Annotated in this window: 13 protein-coding genes and 2 pseudogenes; 9 read left to right on the top strand and 6 right to left on the bottom strand. The window is 56.7% G+C overall.

What is annotated here, in order from left to right:
- Positions 1-77 precede the first annotated feature (77 nt).
- The 3 genes and pseudogenes from ABF648_RS10780 to ABF648_RS10770 all read right to left on the bottom strand — a co-directional run.
- Positions 78-637, bottom strand: a pseudogene (locus tag ABF648_RS10780) (IS481 family transposase); the annotation flags it as partial.
- A gap of 175 nt (positions 638-812) precedes the next feature.
- Positions 813-2153: a GntP family permease gene (locus ABF648_RS10775; protein WP_415632267.1), complete on the bottom strand. Its 1341-nt coding sequence runs from the start codon at positions 2151-2153 to the stop codon at positions 813-815.
- A gap of 14 nt (positions 2154-2167) precedes the next feature.
- Positions 2168-2689 (bottom strand): gluconokinase, encoded by a 522-nt coding sequence (locus tag ABF648_RS10770; protein WP_415632266.1) that lies wholly within the window; start codon positions 2687-2689, stop codon positions 2168-2170.
- Between the two features lie 159 nt (positions 2690-2848).
- Here ABF648_RS10770 and ABF648_RS10765 point away from each other — a divergent pair, with 159 nt between their 5' ends.
- The 9 genes and pseudogenes from ABF648_RS10765 to ABF648_RS10725 all read left to right on the top strand — a co-directional run bounded on the left by ABF648_RS10765 (position 2849) and on the right by ABF648_RS10725 (position 11241).
- Complete coding sequence (locus tag ABF648_RS10765; protein WP_415632265.1) at positions 2849-3553, top strand: FadR/GntR family transcriptional regulator; 705 nt, start codon at positions 2849-2851, stop codon at positions 3551-3553.
- A gap of 246 nt (positions 3554-3799) precedes the next feature.
- Positions 3800-5575, top strand: a complete 1776-nt coding sequence (locus tag ABF648_RS10760) for a dihydroxyacetone kinase family protein (RefSeq protein ID WP_415632264.1) — start codon at positions 3800-3802, stop codon at positions 5573-5575.
- 32 nt (positions 5576-5607) lie between these two features.
- Positions 5608-6081 (top strand): ribose-5-phosphate isomerase, encoded by a 474-nt coding sequence (locus tag ABF648_RS10755; RefSeq protein ID WP_415632263.1) that lies wholly within the window; start codon positions 5608-5610, stop codon positions 6079-6081.
- Entirely contained in the window at positions 6078-6872 is a 795-nt protein-coding gene (locus ABF648_RS10750; RefSeq protein ID WP_415632262.1) for a triose-phosphate isomerase family protein, read from the top strand. The genes ABF648_RS10755 and ABF648_RS10750 overlap by 4 nt, the downstream gene beginning before the upstream one ends.
- Before the next feature lie 10 nt (positions 6873-6882).
- Complete coding sequence (locus tag ABF648_RS10745; protein ID WP_415632261.1) at positions 6883-7842, top strand: sugar phosphate isomerase/epimerase family protein; 960 nt, start codon at positions 6883-6885, stop codon at positions 7840-7842.
- Positions 7843-7942: 100 nt separating this feature from the next.
- Entirely contained in the window at positions 7943-8911 is a 969-nt protein-coding gene (locus tag ABF648_RS10740; protein ID WP_415632260.1) for a 3-hydroxyacyl-CoA dehydrogenase family protein, read from the top strand.
- Between the two features lie 117 nt (positions 8912-9028).
- Positions 9029-10369 (top strand): MFS transporter, encoded by a 1341-nt coding sequence (locus ABF648_RS10735; protein ID WP_415632259.1) that lies wholly within the window; start codon positions 9029-9031, stop codon positions 10367-10369.
- 155 nt (positions 10370-10524) lie between these two features.
- A pseudogene (locus tag ABF648_RS10730) lies at positions 10525-10755 on the top strand (GntR family transcriptional regulator); the annotation flags it as partial.
- 36 nt (positions 10756-10791) lie between these two features.
- Complete coding sequence (locus ABF648_RS10725; RefSeq protein WP_415632268.1) at positions 10792-11241, top strand: GntR family transcriptional regulator; 450 nt, start codon at positions 10792-10794, stop codon at positions 11239-11241.
- A gap of 169 nt (positions 11242-11410) precedes the next feature.
- Here the strand turns inward: ABF648_RS10725 and ABF648_RS10720 are convergent, their stop codons facing one another.
- The 3 genes from ABF648_RS10720 to ABF648_RS10710 form a co-directional block, all read right to left on the bottom strand.
- On the bottom strand, positions 11411-12682 hold the full coding sequence (locus ABF648_RS10720; RefSeq protein ID WP_415632258.1) for a PTS galactitol transporter subunit IIC: 1272 nt from the start codon (positions 12680-12682) through the stop codon (positions 11411-11413).
- 363 nt (positions 12683-13045) lie between these two features.
- Complete coding sequence (locus tag ABF648_RS10715; RefSeq protein WP_415632257.1) at positions 13046-13345, bottom strand: PTS sugar transporter subunit IIB; 300 nt, start codon at positions 13343-13345, stop codon at positions 13046-13048.
- Positions 13346-13423: 78 nt separating this feature from the next.
- On the bottom strand, positions 13424-13909 hold the full coding sequence (locus ABF648_RS10710) for a PTS sugar transporter subunit IIA (RefSeq protein ID WP_415632256.1): 486 nt from the start codon (positions 13907-13909) through the stop codon (positions 13424-13426).
- Between the last annotated feature and the right edge of the window lie 320 nt (positions 13910-14229).

Raw genomic sequence — 14229 nt, 5'->3', positions numbered from 1 at the left:
TCCTCGAGGCCGGAGGATTCAGACCCCAACTACACCCTCAATCGTGAAGAGCCGGTAGACCAGGATCGGTTGTGCATGATCTCAAGTTCTACGCAAGCATCACGCCACACGTGTGAACGGTAAGCCGTGCCGTTGTCCGAAAGCACGCGCTCGATGGTGACGCCTCGGCGAAACCAGGCGACAGCCCGGCGCAGGACGCCGATCGCGGTGAGGGACTTCTCGCCGATGCAGATCTCGGTACAGGGATCCAGGAGTGGTCATCGATCACGGTGTACAGGTGGCCGATACCACGGCGAGGCTGATAGCGCGTGTCACGGGTTCCCTCGCGATTGCGGAGGGTTGCGTCGCGACCCGGTGCATGAGGCCCTGCTGCGTCCCACGAAGCGGTGCCCGTCACCGGGGATACAACCGAACTTCGTGGCGTCGGACACTAATCAACGCCCCAGGACGCTCGTGCTCGCCGGTGGTGCGTTTGATCGTCGGGCGCCGGTTGATCCGACAGTGCACCAGAACCGTGTGAACGGTCTACACGGCAAGCCCGAGCTCACCGGCGATCTGGCCTGGGGCCGAACAGCCTGCGGCGCCACCTGGCCCTCACGATCCGGGTGGGGATCGTCGGCGTCCTAGCCGGCACCGACGATCAGACGCGCCAAAGGGAGCCGAGCGCCTTGGTCAGAGCAGCGTTGGCGTGGAGCAGGAGGGCCTCCTGACTCGTGAAGCGGTTCAACTCAACGATTCCACTTCACAACCAGAGGCCCCCCACCCCAGCCGCTCAGACCATGTCGCCGCAACGACATCCCTGGGCATCACACCTAGACGATCACGCTCAGCAGCATCACGCAGGCCAGGCCGGTGACCGAGATCACGGTTTCCATGAAGGACCAGGACTTGATGGTCTGCACCACGGTCATGCCGAAGTACTCCTTCACCATCCAGAACCCTGCGTCATTGACGTGGCTGAAGAACAGGGATCCGACACCGATCACCAGAACCATGAGGGACACGTGAGTGGGTGACATGCCGGCCGCCATGGGCGCCATGATGCCCGCTGCGGTGATCGTCGCCACAGTTGCCGAACCGGTTGCCAGGCGGATCAGAACTGCCATCAACCAGGCCGCGAACAAGATGGGGAGACCGGACTGGGCAAGGGCGTGGCCGATCATGTTGGCGATACCGGAGTCCACCAGCGTCTGCTTGAAACCGCCACCGGCGCCCACGATGAGCAGGATTCCGGCGATGGGCCCGAAGGCGGAGCTGACGATCTGGTTCACCTCGTCACGGGAACGCGAGAGCGTGTAGCCGAACACGAACATGCCGACGATCACCGTGATGAACAGTGCGATCAGAGGCGTGCCGATGAAGACGATCGCCGCCCCCACACTCGTCTTGTCGTGCTTGGTCAGCTCCACAATGGTGCGGGCCAGCATGAGGATGACGGGCAGCAGCACAACGATGAGCGCAGCAAGGAAATGAGGCCTCTTGGCGTCCTTCTTGATCTCGGGACTCTGACCACCGAGGAAGTCGGTACGAGGTGCAATCGGCACCCATTTGACGATGATCTTGGACAGCAGCGGACCCGAGACGATCAGCACGGGAACGGCGACGAGCAGGCCAAGGCCCAGGGTGATGCCGAGGTTGGCATTCAAGGCGCTGATGGCGATGAGCGGTCCGGGGTGCGGTGGAACCAGCCCGTGCAGCACGGACAGGCCGGCCAACGCGGGGATGGCCACGAACATCACGGGCACCTTGGACCGGACGGCCGCGTACATGACGACAGGGATGATCATCACGACGCCGACTTCGAAGAACAGCGGAATGCCGATCACGAAGGCGATCAGGGCCATTGCCCACGGCAGCCATTTGATCGAGGTGCCGTGCAAGATCGTGTCGACGATCACATCGGCACCACCTGAGGCGACCAATAACGTGCCGATGATCGATCCGAGCACGATGAGCAGGCCGACGTCGGCCATTGTCGCGCCGAAGCCAGTGGTGAAGCTCTTGAACATGTTGGCGTACGGCATTCCAGCCGATACCGCCATCACTCCGGCACCTGCCATCAGGGAGAGGAAGGGGTGAACCTTCAGCCAGACAATGAGAAGAACGATGGTGGCGATGCCCGCGAGGGCCGCCAGTACGAGATGTGTGTTCACGGTCGTGATCTCCCTCAGGCCGTAGCGGGCATGGGCCCGATGACGCGGACGACTCGGGCAACCTGCTCCTCGAGGGGAAGCTCAGACTCGAGGAAGAAGCCGCGCTCGTCGTTCTGAAGGGGCTCCAGTGTCGCGAACTGGGAGGGCAGCAGCGACGGCGGCATGTAGTGGTTCTCACGGCTGGCCATTCGTTCGGCGAGCAGCTCTTCGGAACCGACCATGTGTATGAAGAGGATGCGACCGGGAGCCTTGCGCAGGCGATCGCGATAGGCGCGCTTCAGCGCGGAGCAGGTGGTCACCGTGGACTTCCCCTGGGCATCCTGTTCGGCAATCCACTCAACGATCTTGTCCAACCAGGGCCAGCGATCTTCGTCAGTCAGTGGATGGCCTGCGCTCATCTTGGCGACATTGGCCGCCGGGTGCAGCTTGTCCCCCTCGGCGAACTCCCAGCCAAACTTCTTGCTGATCGCCGTGGCCACCGTTGTCTTCCCGCAGCCGGAAACCCCCATGACTACCAGATGTGTGTATGTCATCATCGACCTTTCAACCGAACCCCCTCATTGGGGTTCAATGGGATGACTATAAACCACAAAGGGAATCTCTATCAAGAGAATGAGACGCCCAGCTCTTGTGAGGATCCAATCTTCTCGCAGCGAGTGCCGTAAGCTCAAGCGCAGCATATGAGGAGGCCAGGCATGGGGACGGCAAGGGCACCGATGCATGTGGCCATTGCACGGGAGCTGGGCATCGAGATCATTGATGGAACATGGGCTCCCCATGTCTCCCGGACCCTCGACGACATCCAGACCCGTTTCGGGGTTTCGCGGACCGTTGCGCGCGAGGCGTCTCGTCGTCTTGAAGCCATGGGCTTGGTGACTTCACGCCGACGGATCGGCCTGATCCCCGAACCAGTCGATCGCTGGCATGTTCTGGACCCTCACCTCATTGACTGGCGGCTGCACTCGAACCAGCGCGAGGCCCAGCTGCGCTCACTAACTCAATTGCGAATGGCCGTCGAGCCGATCGCCGCTGAAATGACCGCTGTCAATGCACCCCTGCGCGTCAGGGGGTTGCTCCCACCCATCGCGGCTGAGTTACGTCGCACCGGGGAGTCCGGCGAGCTGCACGAATTCATGAAACACGACATCGAGTTCCACCGCCAGATCTTGGAGTCCAGCGGCAACGAGCTGTTTGCGGCCTTGGGTGATTTGGTCGCCACCGTCCTGCAAGGACGCACCGAGCTCGAACTCATGCCGCCCCAGCCCAAGCCCGAAGCCCTGGATGCCCACGAAGCGGTGGCAAAGGCCATCTTTGCTGGCGATCACAACGCCGCCCGGCAGGCCATGCAGTTCATCCTCGACGAGGTGCGAAGCGTGTTCGACAAGTCTGACGAAGACTGACAACGCAGGACCGACTCCTCCGCTCCCGACGCATTCATGTCACGCCAACAGACGCTGGATTCCAAGCTCTCAGAGCGGAAGCAGCAGCGCAACGCTACTTCCTGAGGTATCACCGAGAAATCTGTACCTTGTCGGCGAGTCCAGGATGGGCAAACCAGATTCAGGACAAAGTCTTGACATGAGGCATAGATCCTATAGGATCTTTGATGTCTGAAAGCTACGAGTGGACTCAACGGAGAGAGCACCATGGCATATCTGATCTATGACCCAGAAACCTTCGCTGGTGATGCAGCAGAAGGCTTCGTTGCAGCGCATCGCGACTTGGTGCAACAAGTGCCCGGCGGAGTTGTTCGAACCACCCGAAGTGATCACGCCGAAGTTGCGATAGTCATCGGAGGAGGGTCGGGCCACTATCCGGCCTTCGGTGGCCTGGTCGGCCCAGGTTTGGCGCACGGGGCGGTCCTGGGCAACATATTCGCGTCCCCCAGTGCGCACCAGGTGGAGGGCGTGGCCCGAATCGCTGATCAGGGTCGCGGTGTCCTGCTGAGTTACGGCAATTACGCCGGTGATGTGCTGCAGTTCAATGCAGCTGCAGCACGACTTGAGGACAGCGGCATTCCTGTTCGTTCGATCCCAGTCACCGATGACATCTCCTCCGCCTCCGCGCAGGATGTTGGAAAGCGCAGAGGAATCGCTGGAGATCTCGTGGTCTTCAAGGTTGCCGGTGCAGCAGCCGCCTCAGGGAAGGATTTGTGCGCTGTCGCTGACCTGGCGCAGCGCGCCAACAGCCGTACACGCTCCATCGGCGTCGCATTCACCGGTTGCAGCCTTCCCGGCGCAGACAAACCTCTGTTTCAGGTGCCGAAAGGACGTATGGCGATCGGGCTCGGTATTCATGGGGAGCCTGGACTTGAAGAGAGCGATGTCCCAACGCCGGCGGGGTTGGCCGAGCTCCTTGTGGGGAAGTTGTTCGCTGATATGCCCAGTGATTGTGATACGGGAAGTTCCCCAGTGATTGCCATTCTCAATGGGCTGGGTGCTTTCAAATACGAAGAAATGTTTGCCGTATTCGCACAGATCCAGAGAATGCTGACAGAACGAGGTGTGGAGATCGCCGATGCGAAGATCGGTGAGTTCTGTACAAGTTTCGAGATGAGCGGTGTTTCGCTGACCTTGTTCTGGCCGGACGAGGAATTGAGGGAAATGTGGTTCGCTCCCGCTGAATCTGCTGCCTACACTCAAGGGCAGGTGGATTCTTCGTCCCAAGGTTTGTCAGTCGATGTCGGCAAATCACGGATACTCGTAGATGACCCTCTCACGGCCGTGACGACCGGATCGGGGCAATCAAGAGCGATCGTACCTGTGGTACTCGATGCGCTTTCCGCATTGAACCGCACAGTCGACGAGAGCGTCGATGAATTGGGTCGAATCGACTCGATCGCTGGTGACGGTGATCATGGTCTGGGTATGCAGCGTGGGGCACACGCGGCACTGGCGGCCGGGCAAAAAGCAGCTGCCGTAGGTGCTGGCGCAGGCACCGTCCTGAAGACTGCTGCCGACTTTTGGAGCGATGCAGCCGGCGGTACTTCAGGGGCACTGTGGAGCTTGATGCTGCGTTCGGTCGCCCAGGCCATCGGCGATACAAATGCTCCAACGCCTGAAGCAATTCGGCGAGGTGTCGCAGCTGCCCATGCCCAGGTAGTCGCCCAGGGGGGGGCACACGAAGGCGACAAAACGATGGTCGATGCATTGGCTCCGTTCGCCATAACGCTGTGCGCCAATCCCTCAGAAGACATCGTCACAGCCTGGCAACAGGCAGCAGCGGCCGCCACGACTGGTGCACAGGAGACAGCCGCAATGATGCCCCGACTCGGGCGGGCGCGGTCACATGGAGCCAAAGCCGTCGGGACTCCTGACCCGGGGGCCGTGTCGTTCGCACTGATCGTCACCGCATTGTCCGATGTGCTTCGAGAACACTCCACAACGATCAGCAAAGAGCAGGTTCCAGTACCGCAGCTGTGACTTCGACAACCACAGGAAGAAGGAAAACGATCATGACCGGTTCAACAGCTGCACTGAGAATCATCGTTGGTAGCGATGATGCAGGGATTGATTACAAGGAACGAATCAAGGAGGACCTGGAGAAAGATCCCCGTGTCATCTCTGTCGGGGACGTTGGAGTGATGGCCGGCGTGCACACTCCATATCCTGAAGTGGCAATCGCTGCTGCCGAAAAAATCCAACGAGGCGATGCAGACCGGGCGATTCTGATCTGCGGTACGGGTCTGGGAATGGCAATGGTGGCCGACAAGGTGCCAGGAATCCGAGCGGTGACGGCACACGATTCCTTCTCTGTGGAACGCTCCATTCTGTCGAACAACGCCCAAGTCCTCTGCATGGGCGAACGCGTCATAGGATTGGAACTCGCCCGAAGGCTTGCCCAGGAATGGTTGGGATATCAGTTCGATCCGGCAAGCCCATCGAATGCCAAGCTGGAAGTTCTGCGCGAGTACGAAGGCGTGTCATGACCGCGGACGGCCCGAGGATTCTCCTCGGGGTCAGCCTCAAGATGTACTTCAGTCATGCGCATACCCTCGAGTGGGCACATTCGGTGTCACGGATCTTGTCGGCATCACCTGCAGTGACCCAAGGGCTCATCGAATTCTTCGTCGTTCCCACCTACCCCGCGTTGCGGGAGGTTGTCCAGATCCTGCAGCCCAATCCAGTGGGTGCACAGAATGTGGCATCTACTGAGCAGGGAGCTTTCACCGGGGAAGTGAGTGCAGCCGAACTCGCGGAGATCGGCGTGTCCATGGTCGAGATCGGTCACGCTGAGCGCAGGAGTTTGCTGGGAGAAACGGACGCCGACATCGCAGCCAAATGTTCCCTCGTCATGCGTCATGGCATGACACCGATCATTTGCGTGGGGGAGGCAGCGCCAGGAAATTCTGATGACGCGGCGTCTGTTGTCGTGTCCCAGGTGGACGCCGCACTCGCTCTGGTGAAGGAACAGGCCTCCACGGCGCGGGTGGTCGTCGCCTATGAACCGCACTGGGCCATCGGCGCTCAGCATCCTGCGCCTGCCGAGTACGTGCGCAAGGTGTGTGGGACCGCTAAAGATGAGTTGACGTCGCGCTACCAGAATCTCGTCCTACTCTACGGCGGCAGCGCCGGACCGGGGACTCTCAATTCGCTGTGCAACACCGTGGACGGACTCTTCTTAGGTCGATTCGTGCATGACCCCAGAAATGTCTCCCGAGTAATTGACGAGGCAACCAATCTCATCGAGCAGTCGCACACTGCATCAATGACCAACTAGAGGAGAAAACGTGTATACACCTGAAACCTGGCCCATTGCGTGCAAAATGAATTTCGGTCCCATCGCCGAGGACGGCACGCCCATCAGCATCGCACCTATCAGAGTTTGGGAGGATCAACTCAACCAGGTCGCCGAACTCGGTTTCACCCAGATTGATCCGATGGATGACTGGATTCCAATAGCCGAACTCTCCCCCAAGCGCTTCGAGGAATTCCAGGCGCTTCTGGACAAGGTCGGCTTGGGGGTGGCTGCCATCTCCATCGGTCGGAATAGCGTAGTCGACAAAGAGCACGGTCTCCGTAATCTCGCCACCATCCACGCCACCATCGACCGTGCAGCAGATCTTGGGGCAACCATCGTCAATGTCGGATTCCAGCAAGGCCTGACTGATGCGCAGAAGCATGCACTTTGGTTCTGGTTGGAGGAGGGTCACCACGATGATCCCGCTCTACGCCAACTTGCCGTGGAAAGAGTACGAGAGTTGGGCGATCATGCTCAGCAGCGCGGTCTAGAAATCAGCCTCGAAATGTACGAGGACACTTACTTGGGCACACCCGAAGATGCGGTCTCCTTCTTCAGGGAAGTCGATCATCCTGCGGTCGGAATCAATCCAGACATCGGAAACCTCATCCGGCTGCACAGGCCGATGCCGTCGGCAAGTTCCATGTATGAAAAAGTGCTTCCATTCGCCAACTATTGGCATATCAAGAATTACTTGCGTGACGAGGACCCAGCCACCGAATCATATTTCTCAGCGCCAGTCCCACTGGAGCATGGCGTGATTGATTATCGGACCATTATCCGCAAAGCCCTTATTCTCGGTTATTCAGGACCATTCATGACGGAACACTATGGAAGTGACTGGTTGGGTGTCGGTGCTACCAATGCACAATATATCCGACAAGTCTTGACTGGCGCCCACAAACTGATCAAGAGCAACTCCAGAGAAACAGTGACGATGGGCGTCTGATTCTATACGTTGGCCTGGTGTCACCATATTGAAATGCGGAACGGATACCAGGATCCCCAAGTTTCACCTCAAACCAGAATATTTCCAATAGAAAGTAATCATGAGCAAAGAAATCACGGATGTTACGGTTGTGGGCGCAGGGTATATGGGCGGCGGAATTGCCCAGTCGCTTGCCTTGGGTGGATATGATGTCACAATTGCTGATGCCGACGAAGAAAAGTCTGCGCAAGCTTTGAATCGCCTGCTCAAAGAAGCTAAGGAATTTGAGAACCAAGGCCTTTTCCTGCCAGGGTCGAGCGAGACAATCGCCCAGCACCTAAAAAATGGCGGAAGCATCGAGAATGCTGTCAAAAATGCTGACTTCGTCGAGGAAGCAGTCTTTGAGGTTCCTGATGTCAAGTTGAGTGTACTCGAACGCATTTGCCGCACAGCACCCATCGACGCAATTATTGGGACAAATACCTCCACGATCCCTGTTCATATCTTGGAACCCGCCGTTACCAATCCGGAGAGATTCTTGACTGTCCACTTTTCAAATCCAGCACCATTCATTCCTGGAGTTGAATTGGTTGCAAGTGACAAGACAAGTCAAGCTACGATCGATTCTGTCAAAGAAGTGCTTGCCAGGTGTGGTCGGGAAGGGGCCCAAGTCGCTGACAAACCAGGAATGGTCTTGAACCGGCTGCAGTACGCCTTGCTCAAAGAAGCTTGCAATGTGGTTGAAGAGAATGTCGCGACAGTCGAAGATGTCGATACAATCGTGCGCACAACCTTTGGTTTCAGACTTGGATTCTTTGGCCCATTTGCAATTGCCGACCAAGCCGGTCTTGATGTATATGCCAACTGCTTCAAGACTTTTGAGGATGCCTATGGAAAACGGCTCGCCACTCCTCCACTCCTTAAGGAAGAGGTTTCGGATGGCCGCCTAGGAATTAAAAACGGGAAGGGAATTACCGGGGATTTTGACGCTGAATCCAAGAACGAACTCGTTGCCTACAGAAATAAGGCCTATGCGAAAATGCAGCTGTTGCTTGCCGAGCTTGGGCCTGCACCGCAGGGCCACAGCTGAATAATGCCCAGATCGAATATCCGCGACTGGAGTACCTTCCCCACTGCGGAAATCGAAAGGTCAGCATCATAATCTAAGCATGACTTCTCACCTATTTCATCAAAGGAGATGAAACTTATGGCTGAATCGCAATGTTTAGTTGATGAGCGCGCCCTCATCAAAAAAATCACACGTCGAATTATTCCATTTGTTATGGTTCTTTATACCGTGGCCTATGTGGATCGGTCAGTTATCGGGTTTGCAAAGCTGGAGATGGGTGCAGACATTGGGTTGTCTGACACCGCCTATGGGCTCGGGGCTGGACTCTTCTTCTTGGCCTACTTTCTCTTCGAAGTGCCGTCAAACTATTTGATGCCTCACTTTGGACCAAGAAAATGGTTTGTACGAATCCTTGTGACTTGGGGTTTGGTTACTATGGCCATGGCTCTGGCTACGAACGTACATACCTTCTACGTCCTCCGATTTCTGTTGGGCGTCGCCGAAGCAGGCTTCTATCCAGGAATTCTGTACTACTTAACACTGTGGTTTCCACAGAGGCATCGTACGAAGGCAACCGGTACTTTTGTCATGGCTGCGCCCTTGGCATTCTTAATCATGAGTCCATTGGCTGGCTGGATTCTCGGATTCGATCTGTTCGGTCTTAGAGGATGGCATTGGCTATTTATTCTTTGCGGAGGCGTGGCAGTCCTTGCGGCAATTCCCACGGCTTTTTGGTTGAAAGACAACCCGCGCGAAGCTTCGTGGATTACGCCTTCTGAGGCGACATGGATTGAAACCGAACTAGCGAAGGACAAGCTCGAACTAGGACAAATTGAACACAAGAACTCACTCAATGCGCTCAAGTCGAAGTATGTGTGGGCTTTCGCATTCCTTTTCTTTCCGTCAACAGTGGGTATCTATGGTCTAAGTTTCTGGGTACCTTCTGTTGTGAAGGCATTCGCCCACACCAACCTTGCAACAGGATGGTTGTCCAGCATTCCTTACATATTCGGAATAGTAGGAATTTGGGTGACATCCCGCTGGGCTAGCCGGTTCAAGGAGAATTGGATCCCCCTTATGGCACTATTCACGGGGAGCGCGGCAGGTCTGGCCTTGGCAGCAATGGCGACAAGTCCGATTGCCCAGCTGGCGGCTATGGCATTCGCAGCCTTTTGCTTGTACTCCATTGCCGGAGTGTTTTGGCCGTTGCCCACGAGGTATCTAATCGGTGGTAGCGCCGCCATTGGCATTGCATTTATTAATTCATTTGGCAATATCGGTGGGTTCGTCGGGCCATATGTGGTCGGGGCGATTTCAGATGCAACAGGAATTGCGAAGAATGGAATGTACTTCTTAGCGGCGGTTCTCATGGCCGGAGCGATCGGAACCGTGGTCGCGCGGCACTCCTGGCAAGGTAAGAACCCCATGGCGAAAACGGAATACCCTAGTCAGCCCAACTTCGTGGAGAACATCATTTAAGTCAACTCCTTGTTTGCCAGCGAAAGCTAACAGGGTGCCCCGCGTTAGATGTGTGCCACACACTCCTATCGAAGCGCGGAGCGCCCTGCATTTGCCTGGGGACGCATTTTCCAAGTCTTGGATAAGGTCGTTCTCCAAGCCCCTAAGATCGAAGGGTGAAAGAGCGACCTGCTGCTACGCACCCATTGGGGCCCATTACGGCCAAGACGCTTCCCGATGACGTCTACGACGCTCTCCTCGACATGCTGACATGGGGCACTCTTCAACCAGATGTATCGCTATCCATAGATGGTTTGTCCCAGTCACTAGGGGTCTCGCAGACACCAGTGCGTGAAGCATTGGCTCGACTTGAGGCCACAGGTCTAGTTCAGCGCAACGCACGTCGAGGTTACCGAGTGTCTCCGCCCATGTCACGAGAGCAGATGGCTGAACTCGCCGATGCCCGTCTAGTCCTGGAGCCGGGCGCCATCGAGCGCGCTATGCGGCATCCAGATGATCTTCTCTCAGAATTAGAAGCGAGTTTCAGGAACCATGAACGTGCTGCCACTGAGCTACTGATGCCAGAACACCAGGAGACGCATCAGTATCTCCGGAAGTATTTCGAAACCGATTGGTCTTTCCATGAAGTGATCCTCCAGAATTGTGGGAACCGCTATATAGCCCAGGCAGTTGATGCTCTCTCATTTCGAGTCCACAGGATGCGGCAAACGATAGGAATTGGTGCAACAGATGCTCCAATAGCAGTGGCTGAGCATCGAGCCATTTTGGAAGCTGTAAGGCATCGTGATTCTGACGAAGCGATCAAGCAGATGCGCATTCATCTCGCCAACCTCGAAGTCCGAGTAGCCACTAACGACTCTTCAAGTGAATAGTTTTCTCGCATTCTCCAGCAGGGGTTTGACTAACGACACAGCACCGCCCCCAACGCGAACCCCCTGATGAAACAGGTGATGTCACGCTGAGGGCCATGCCACGCCTTGCGACCATGCCGGACATCCGGGAGATCCCCGATCGAGCCGTCCGGTCGATGGCGCACGAGGCTCAGTGGAACACCAGGTTCCACAGCTGCGAGAGCTTGAGCACCAGCCAATTGAGCAGATTGCCTCCGGTGTCGAGGTTGCTCATCTCCGTGGCCCCACCAGGCGTGTTGACGACACCTTGCATCATCTGAGTCATCACGGAACCGAAGTCGGTGGCCATCAGCAGAGCAAGGGCCATCACGACTGTGCCGGTCAGCACGATCTGGAAGATGTTGCCCTTCCGCGACGGGACAATCAGGGCGACGAAGAAGGGGATGGTCGCGAGATCGCCGAATGGCAGCACCCTGTTGCCGGGAAGGACAACCGCGAGGAACAAGGTGATTGGCACCAACAGCAGGCCCGCGGACAGCGCCGCTGGCGATCCGGTGGACAGCGCAGCATCCATGCCGATGTAGATCTTGCGGTCCTTGAACCTGGACTGCAGGAACTCCTGCGCGCCCTCCGAGATCGGGATCAGGCCCTCCATGAGGATCTTCACCATGCGCGGCATGAGGAACATGACGCCAGCCATGTTCATGCCCACCTGGGCGATCTTGCCAACGTCGTATCCGGCAAGAGCAGCAATGATCGCACCGATGACGAAACCCATCACCCACGGTTCGCCGAAAATCCCGAAGCGCTTCTGGATGGATTCCGGATCGGCCTTGATCTTGTTGATTCCGGGAATCTTGCCGATCACCCAGCCGATCGGAATGCCCACCATGCCCATGGCCACGGCAGAACCGGTGGGGAAGCTGACGTCTTCAAGTCCGTAGTACTTCTGTACCATTGGTGAGGTCTTGTCGGCGAAGATCAGACAGGCAGCCTCATAGAGCACGGCCATGGCAAGGGCGAACCAGAAGTTGCCCGTGACGATCAGTGCGGTGGCCGCCGCAGCCGCGAAGTGCCAGTAGTTCCAGATGTCGACATCCATCGTCTTGGTCAGCTTCAACAAGAGCATGACGATGTTAACGATCACGGCCAATGGGATGATCGCCGCCGAGATGGGCTGCGCCCACGTACCAGCCGAGACACCGGGCCAACCCACATCGATGATCGTCAGGTGGAACCCGAACCTGGTCACCATCGCCTGCGCCGCAGGACCGATGTTGTCGCTCAGCAGGCCGAGGACCAAGTTGATGCCAATCATGCCGATGCCGATGGTGACACCGGAACGCAATGCCTTGCCTGGTTTGACCCGGAAGATGAGGGCAATGATGAAGATGAACACGGGAAGCATCACGCTTGGGCCCAGGTTCAGGAAGTACTGAACCGCATGGGTCAGGGCATTCATTTAACTGTCTCCTTTGACTTCTTGCTCCAAACCAGCGCGCACCAAATCCGACATGACAGCTGGTTGAACTGCTTGTGCTGCCTCGGCTCTGCCGAGGAACTCCATTGTTCTTGCGAGAGGAAGGAACCCACTAATCGCAGTGACAATGCATTCCAAAATCTCACCCTGTACTGTTTCCCCTTGCCACTCCGCCATTTCAGCGAGCGACTTATGGAACCAGCCAGCTGCCCTCATCGATACTGGCGCAACAAGGGCCTACCGATTTGCAATTTCCTGGCACGTCTGGCTTTCGGGGATTTGCGCAACACTGCACTCCCCTGGCATCTGCGCACCAGCACTGGAAGAATATTCCTGTGATTCAGATCAGCCTTCCAGAATCTCTCGCGCCGTATCGATGATTTTGGTGTCCAGCTTGTCCTTGCCGACTCCTGTGAGATAGCCCATTGCCACAATGGCGGGAATCGAATATTGCGTGGGAAGCAGACTGGTCGACACCAACATGTCTGCGTCTTTTTGCCGAGATGAAGCCTCTGCAATCTTGATCTGAATCAATTGGGCGTTGATCTTGTTCTCCTTGAACAGGTCCTCCAGTTTCTGCATCACCACGGTGGAAGTGGCGACTCCTGCACCGCACGCAACCAGTACCTTCACGCTGTTCTTCATGATTTCCTCCTGATCGACTATTTCTTTGAACGGCATACCGAGAGATCACTGACTCTCGGATTCAAGATCGGACGTGTTTCAACTCAACAACTCGGTGATGGCCTGGACCGAGTGGGCTCCTTCCAGCTCCCTCACCAACTCCTGGTCCTGGATCACAGCAGCCAGCCGCTGGAGCATCTTGACCTGAGCATGAGGTTTGTTGAGCCCGAGCACGAAAAAGAGTTTCGGATGCACCAGGGCAGTCGGATCATCCATGCGATGAAAGGCTATGGCCAACTTGGAAGTCACCACAGCGACAAATTCGTTCACAATTGTGTCGGCATCGGTATGCGGTATGGCGACTGCGCCATCCGCAAGCTCCAACCCGGTGGGATATGTCTTCTCACGTTCCACAATCTTGGGAAGGAATTTATCGTTGACATATCCATGTTCGAGTGCAACACCGTTGACCAGCTGAAACAGGGCTGTCTGGTCATCGACATCGACCTGCGGCAGAATCAAGTCCTCGTGGAGAAAATCCTTGAGCTTGATTTCGGCTGCCGTTTCGCTGTTACCGGATGTCATAAGTGACTTCTATCTCTAGAGAGAATTGTCTTCCTTGCTTTAACCCATGAAGTGACCGCCTCAACCACGAGCCGGCCTGACCTGGAAACAAGCTAAGAACGGCAGCCATCGAGAGTCAACCTAATCTGGTTGCTCAAACGAGCAACACATGTGCAGGAACCCACCAATCCCTCGAAACCCCACGTCAAACCCAGCGAATGAGCGTCTCAATGCATGCGGAGACGGTCATCCAAGAAGTCGATGCGACTGCGCAGAACACACAAACGGGCTCATCCCAATCGAGGGTGTAGTTGGGGTCTGAATCCGCCTGTCTCGAGCAG

The sequence above is a fragment of the Propionibacterium sp. genome, assembly GCF_047719395.1.
In the GTDB taxonomy this organism is placed as follows: domain Bacteria; phylum Actinomycetota; class Actinomycetes; order Propionibacteriales; family Propionibacteriaceae; genus Propionibacterium.
Note: the sequence above shows the minus strand (reverse complement) of the source record. Positions and strands in the feature narration are given on the sequence as shown.

Bases quoted from the DNA above. Each gene is read 5' to 3' on its own strand.
- ABF648_RS10735 (WP_415632259.1), top strand. From the start codon at position 9,029: ATGGCTGAATCGCAATGTTTAGTTGATGAGCGCGCCCTCATCAAAAAA.
- ABF648_RS10755 (WP_415632263.1), top strand. From the start codon at position 5,608: ATGACCGGTTCAACAGCTGCACTGAGAATCATCGTTGGTAGCGATGAT.
- ABF648_RS10770 (WP_415632266.1), bottom strand. From the start codon at position 2,689: ATGATGACATACACACATCTGGTAGTCATGGGGGTTTCCGGCTGCGGG.
- ABF648_RS10725 (WP_415632268.1), top strand. From the start codon at position 10,792: ATGGCTGAACTCGCCGATGCCCGTCTAGTCCTGGAGCCGGGCGCCATC.
- ABF648_RS10760 (WP_415632264.1), top strand. From the start codon at position 3,800: ATGGCATATCTGATCTATGACCCAGAAACCTTCGCTGGTGATGCAGCA.
- ABF648_RS10720 (WP_415632258.1), bottom strand. From the start codon at position 12,682: ATGAATGCCCTGACCCATGCGGTTCAGTACTTCCTGAACCTGGGCCCA.
- ABF648_RS10740 (WP_415632260.1), top strand. From the start codon at position 7,943: ATGAGCAAAGAAATCACGGATGTTACGGTTGTGGGCGCAGGGTATATG.
- ABF648_RS10750 (WP_415632262.1), top strand. From the start codon at position 6,078: ATGACCGCGGACGGCCCGAGGATTCTCCTCGGGGTCAGCCTCAAGATG.
- ABF648_RS10710 (WP_415632256.1), bottom strand. From the start codon at position 13,909: ATGACATCCGGTAACAGCGAAACGGCAGCCGAAATCAAGCTCAAGGAT.
- ABF648_RS10765 (WP_415632265.1), top strand. From the start codon at position 2,849: ATGGGGACGGCAAGGGCACCGATGCATGTGGCCATTGCACGGGAGCTG.
- ABF648_RS10715 (WP_415632257.1), bottom strand. From the start codon at position 13,345: ATGAAGAACAGCGTGAAGGTACTGGTTGCGTGCGGTGCAGGAGTCGCC.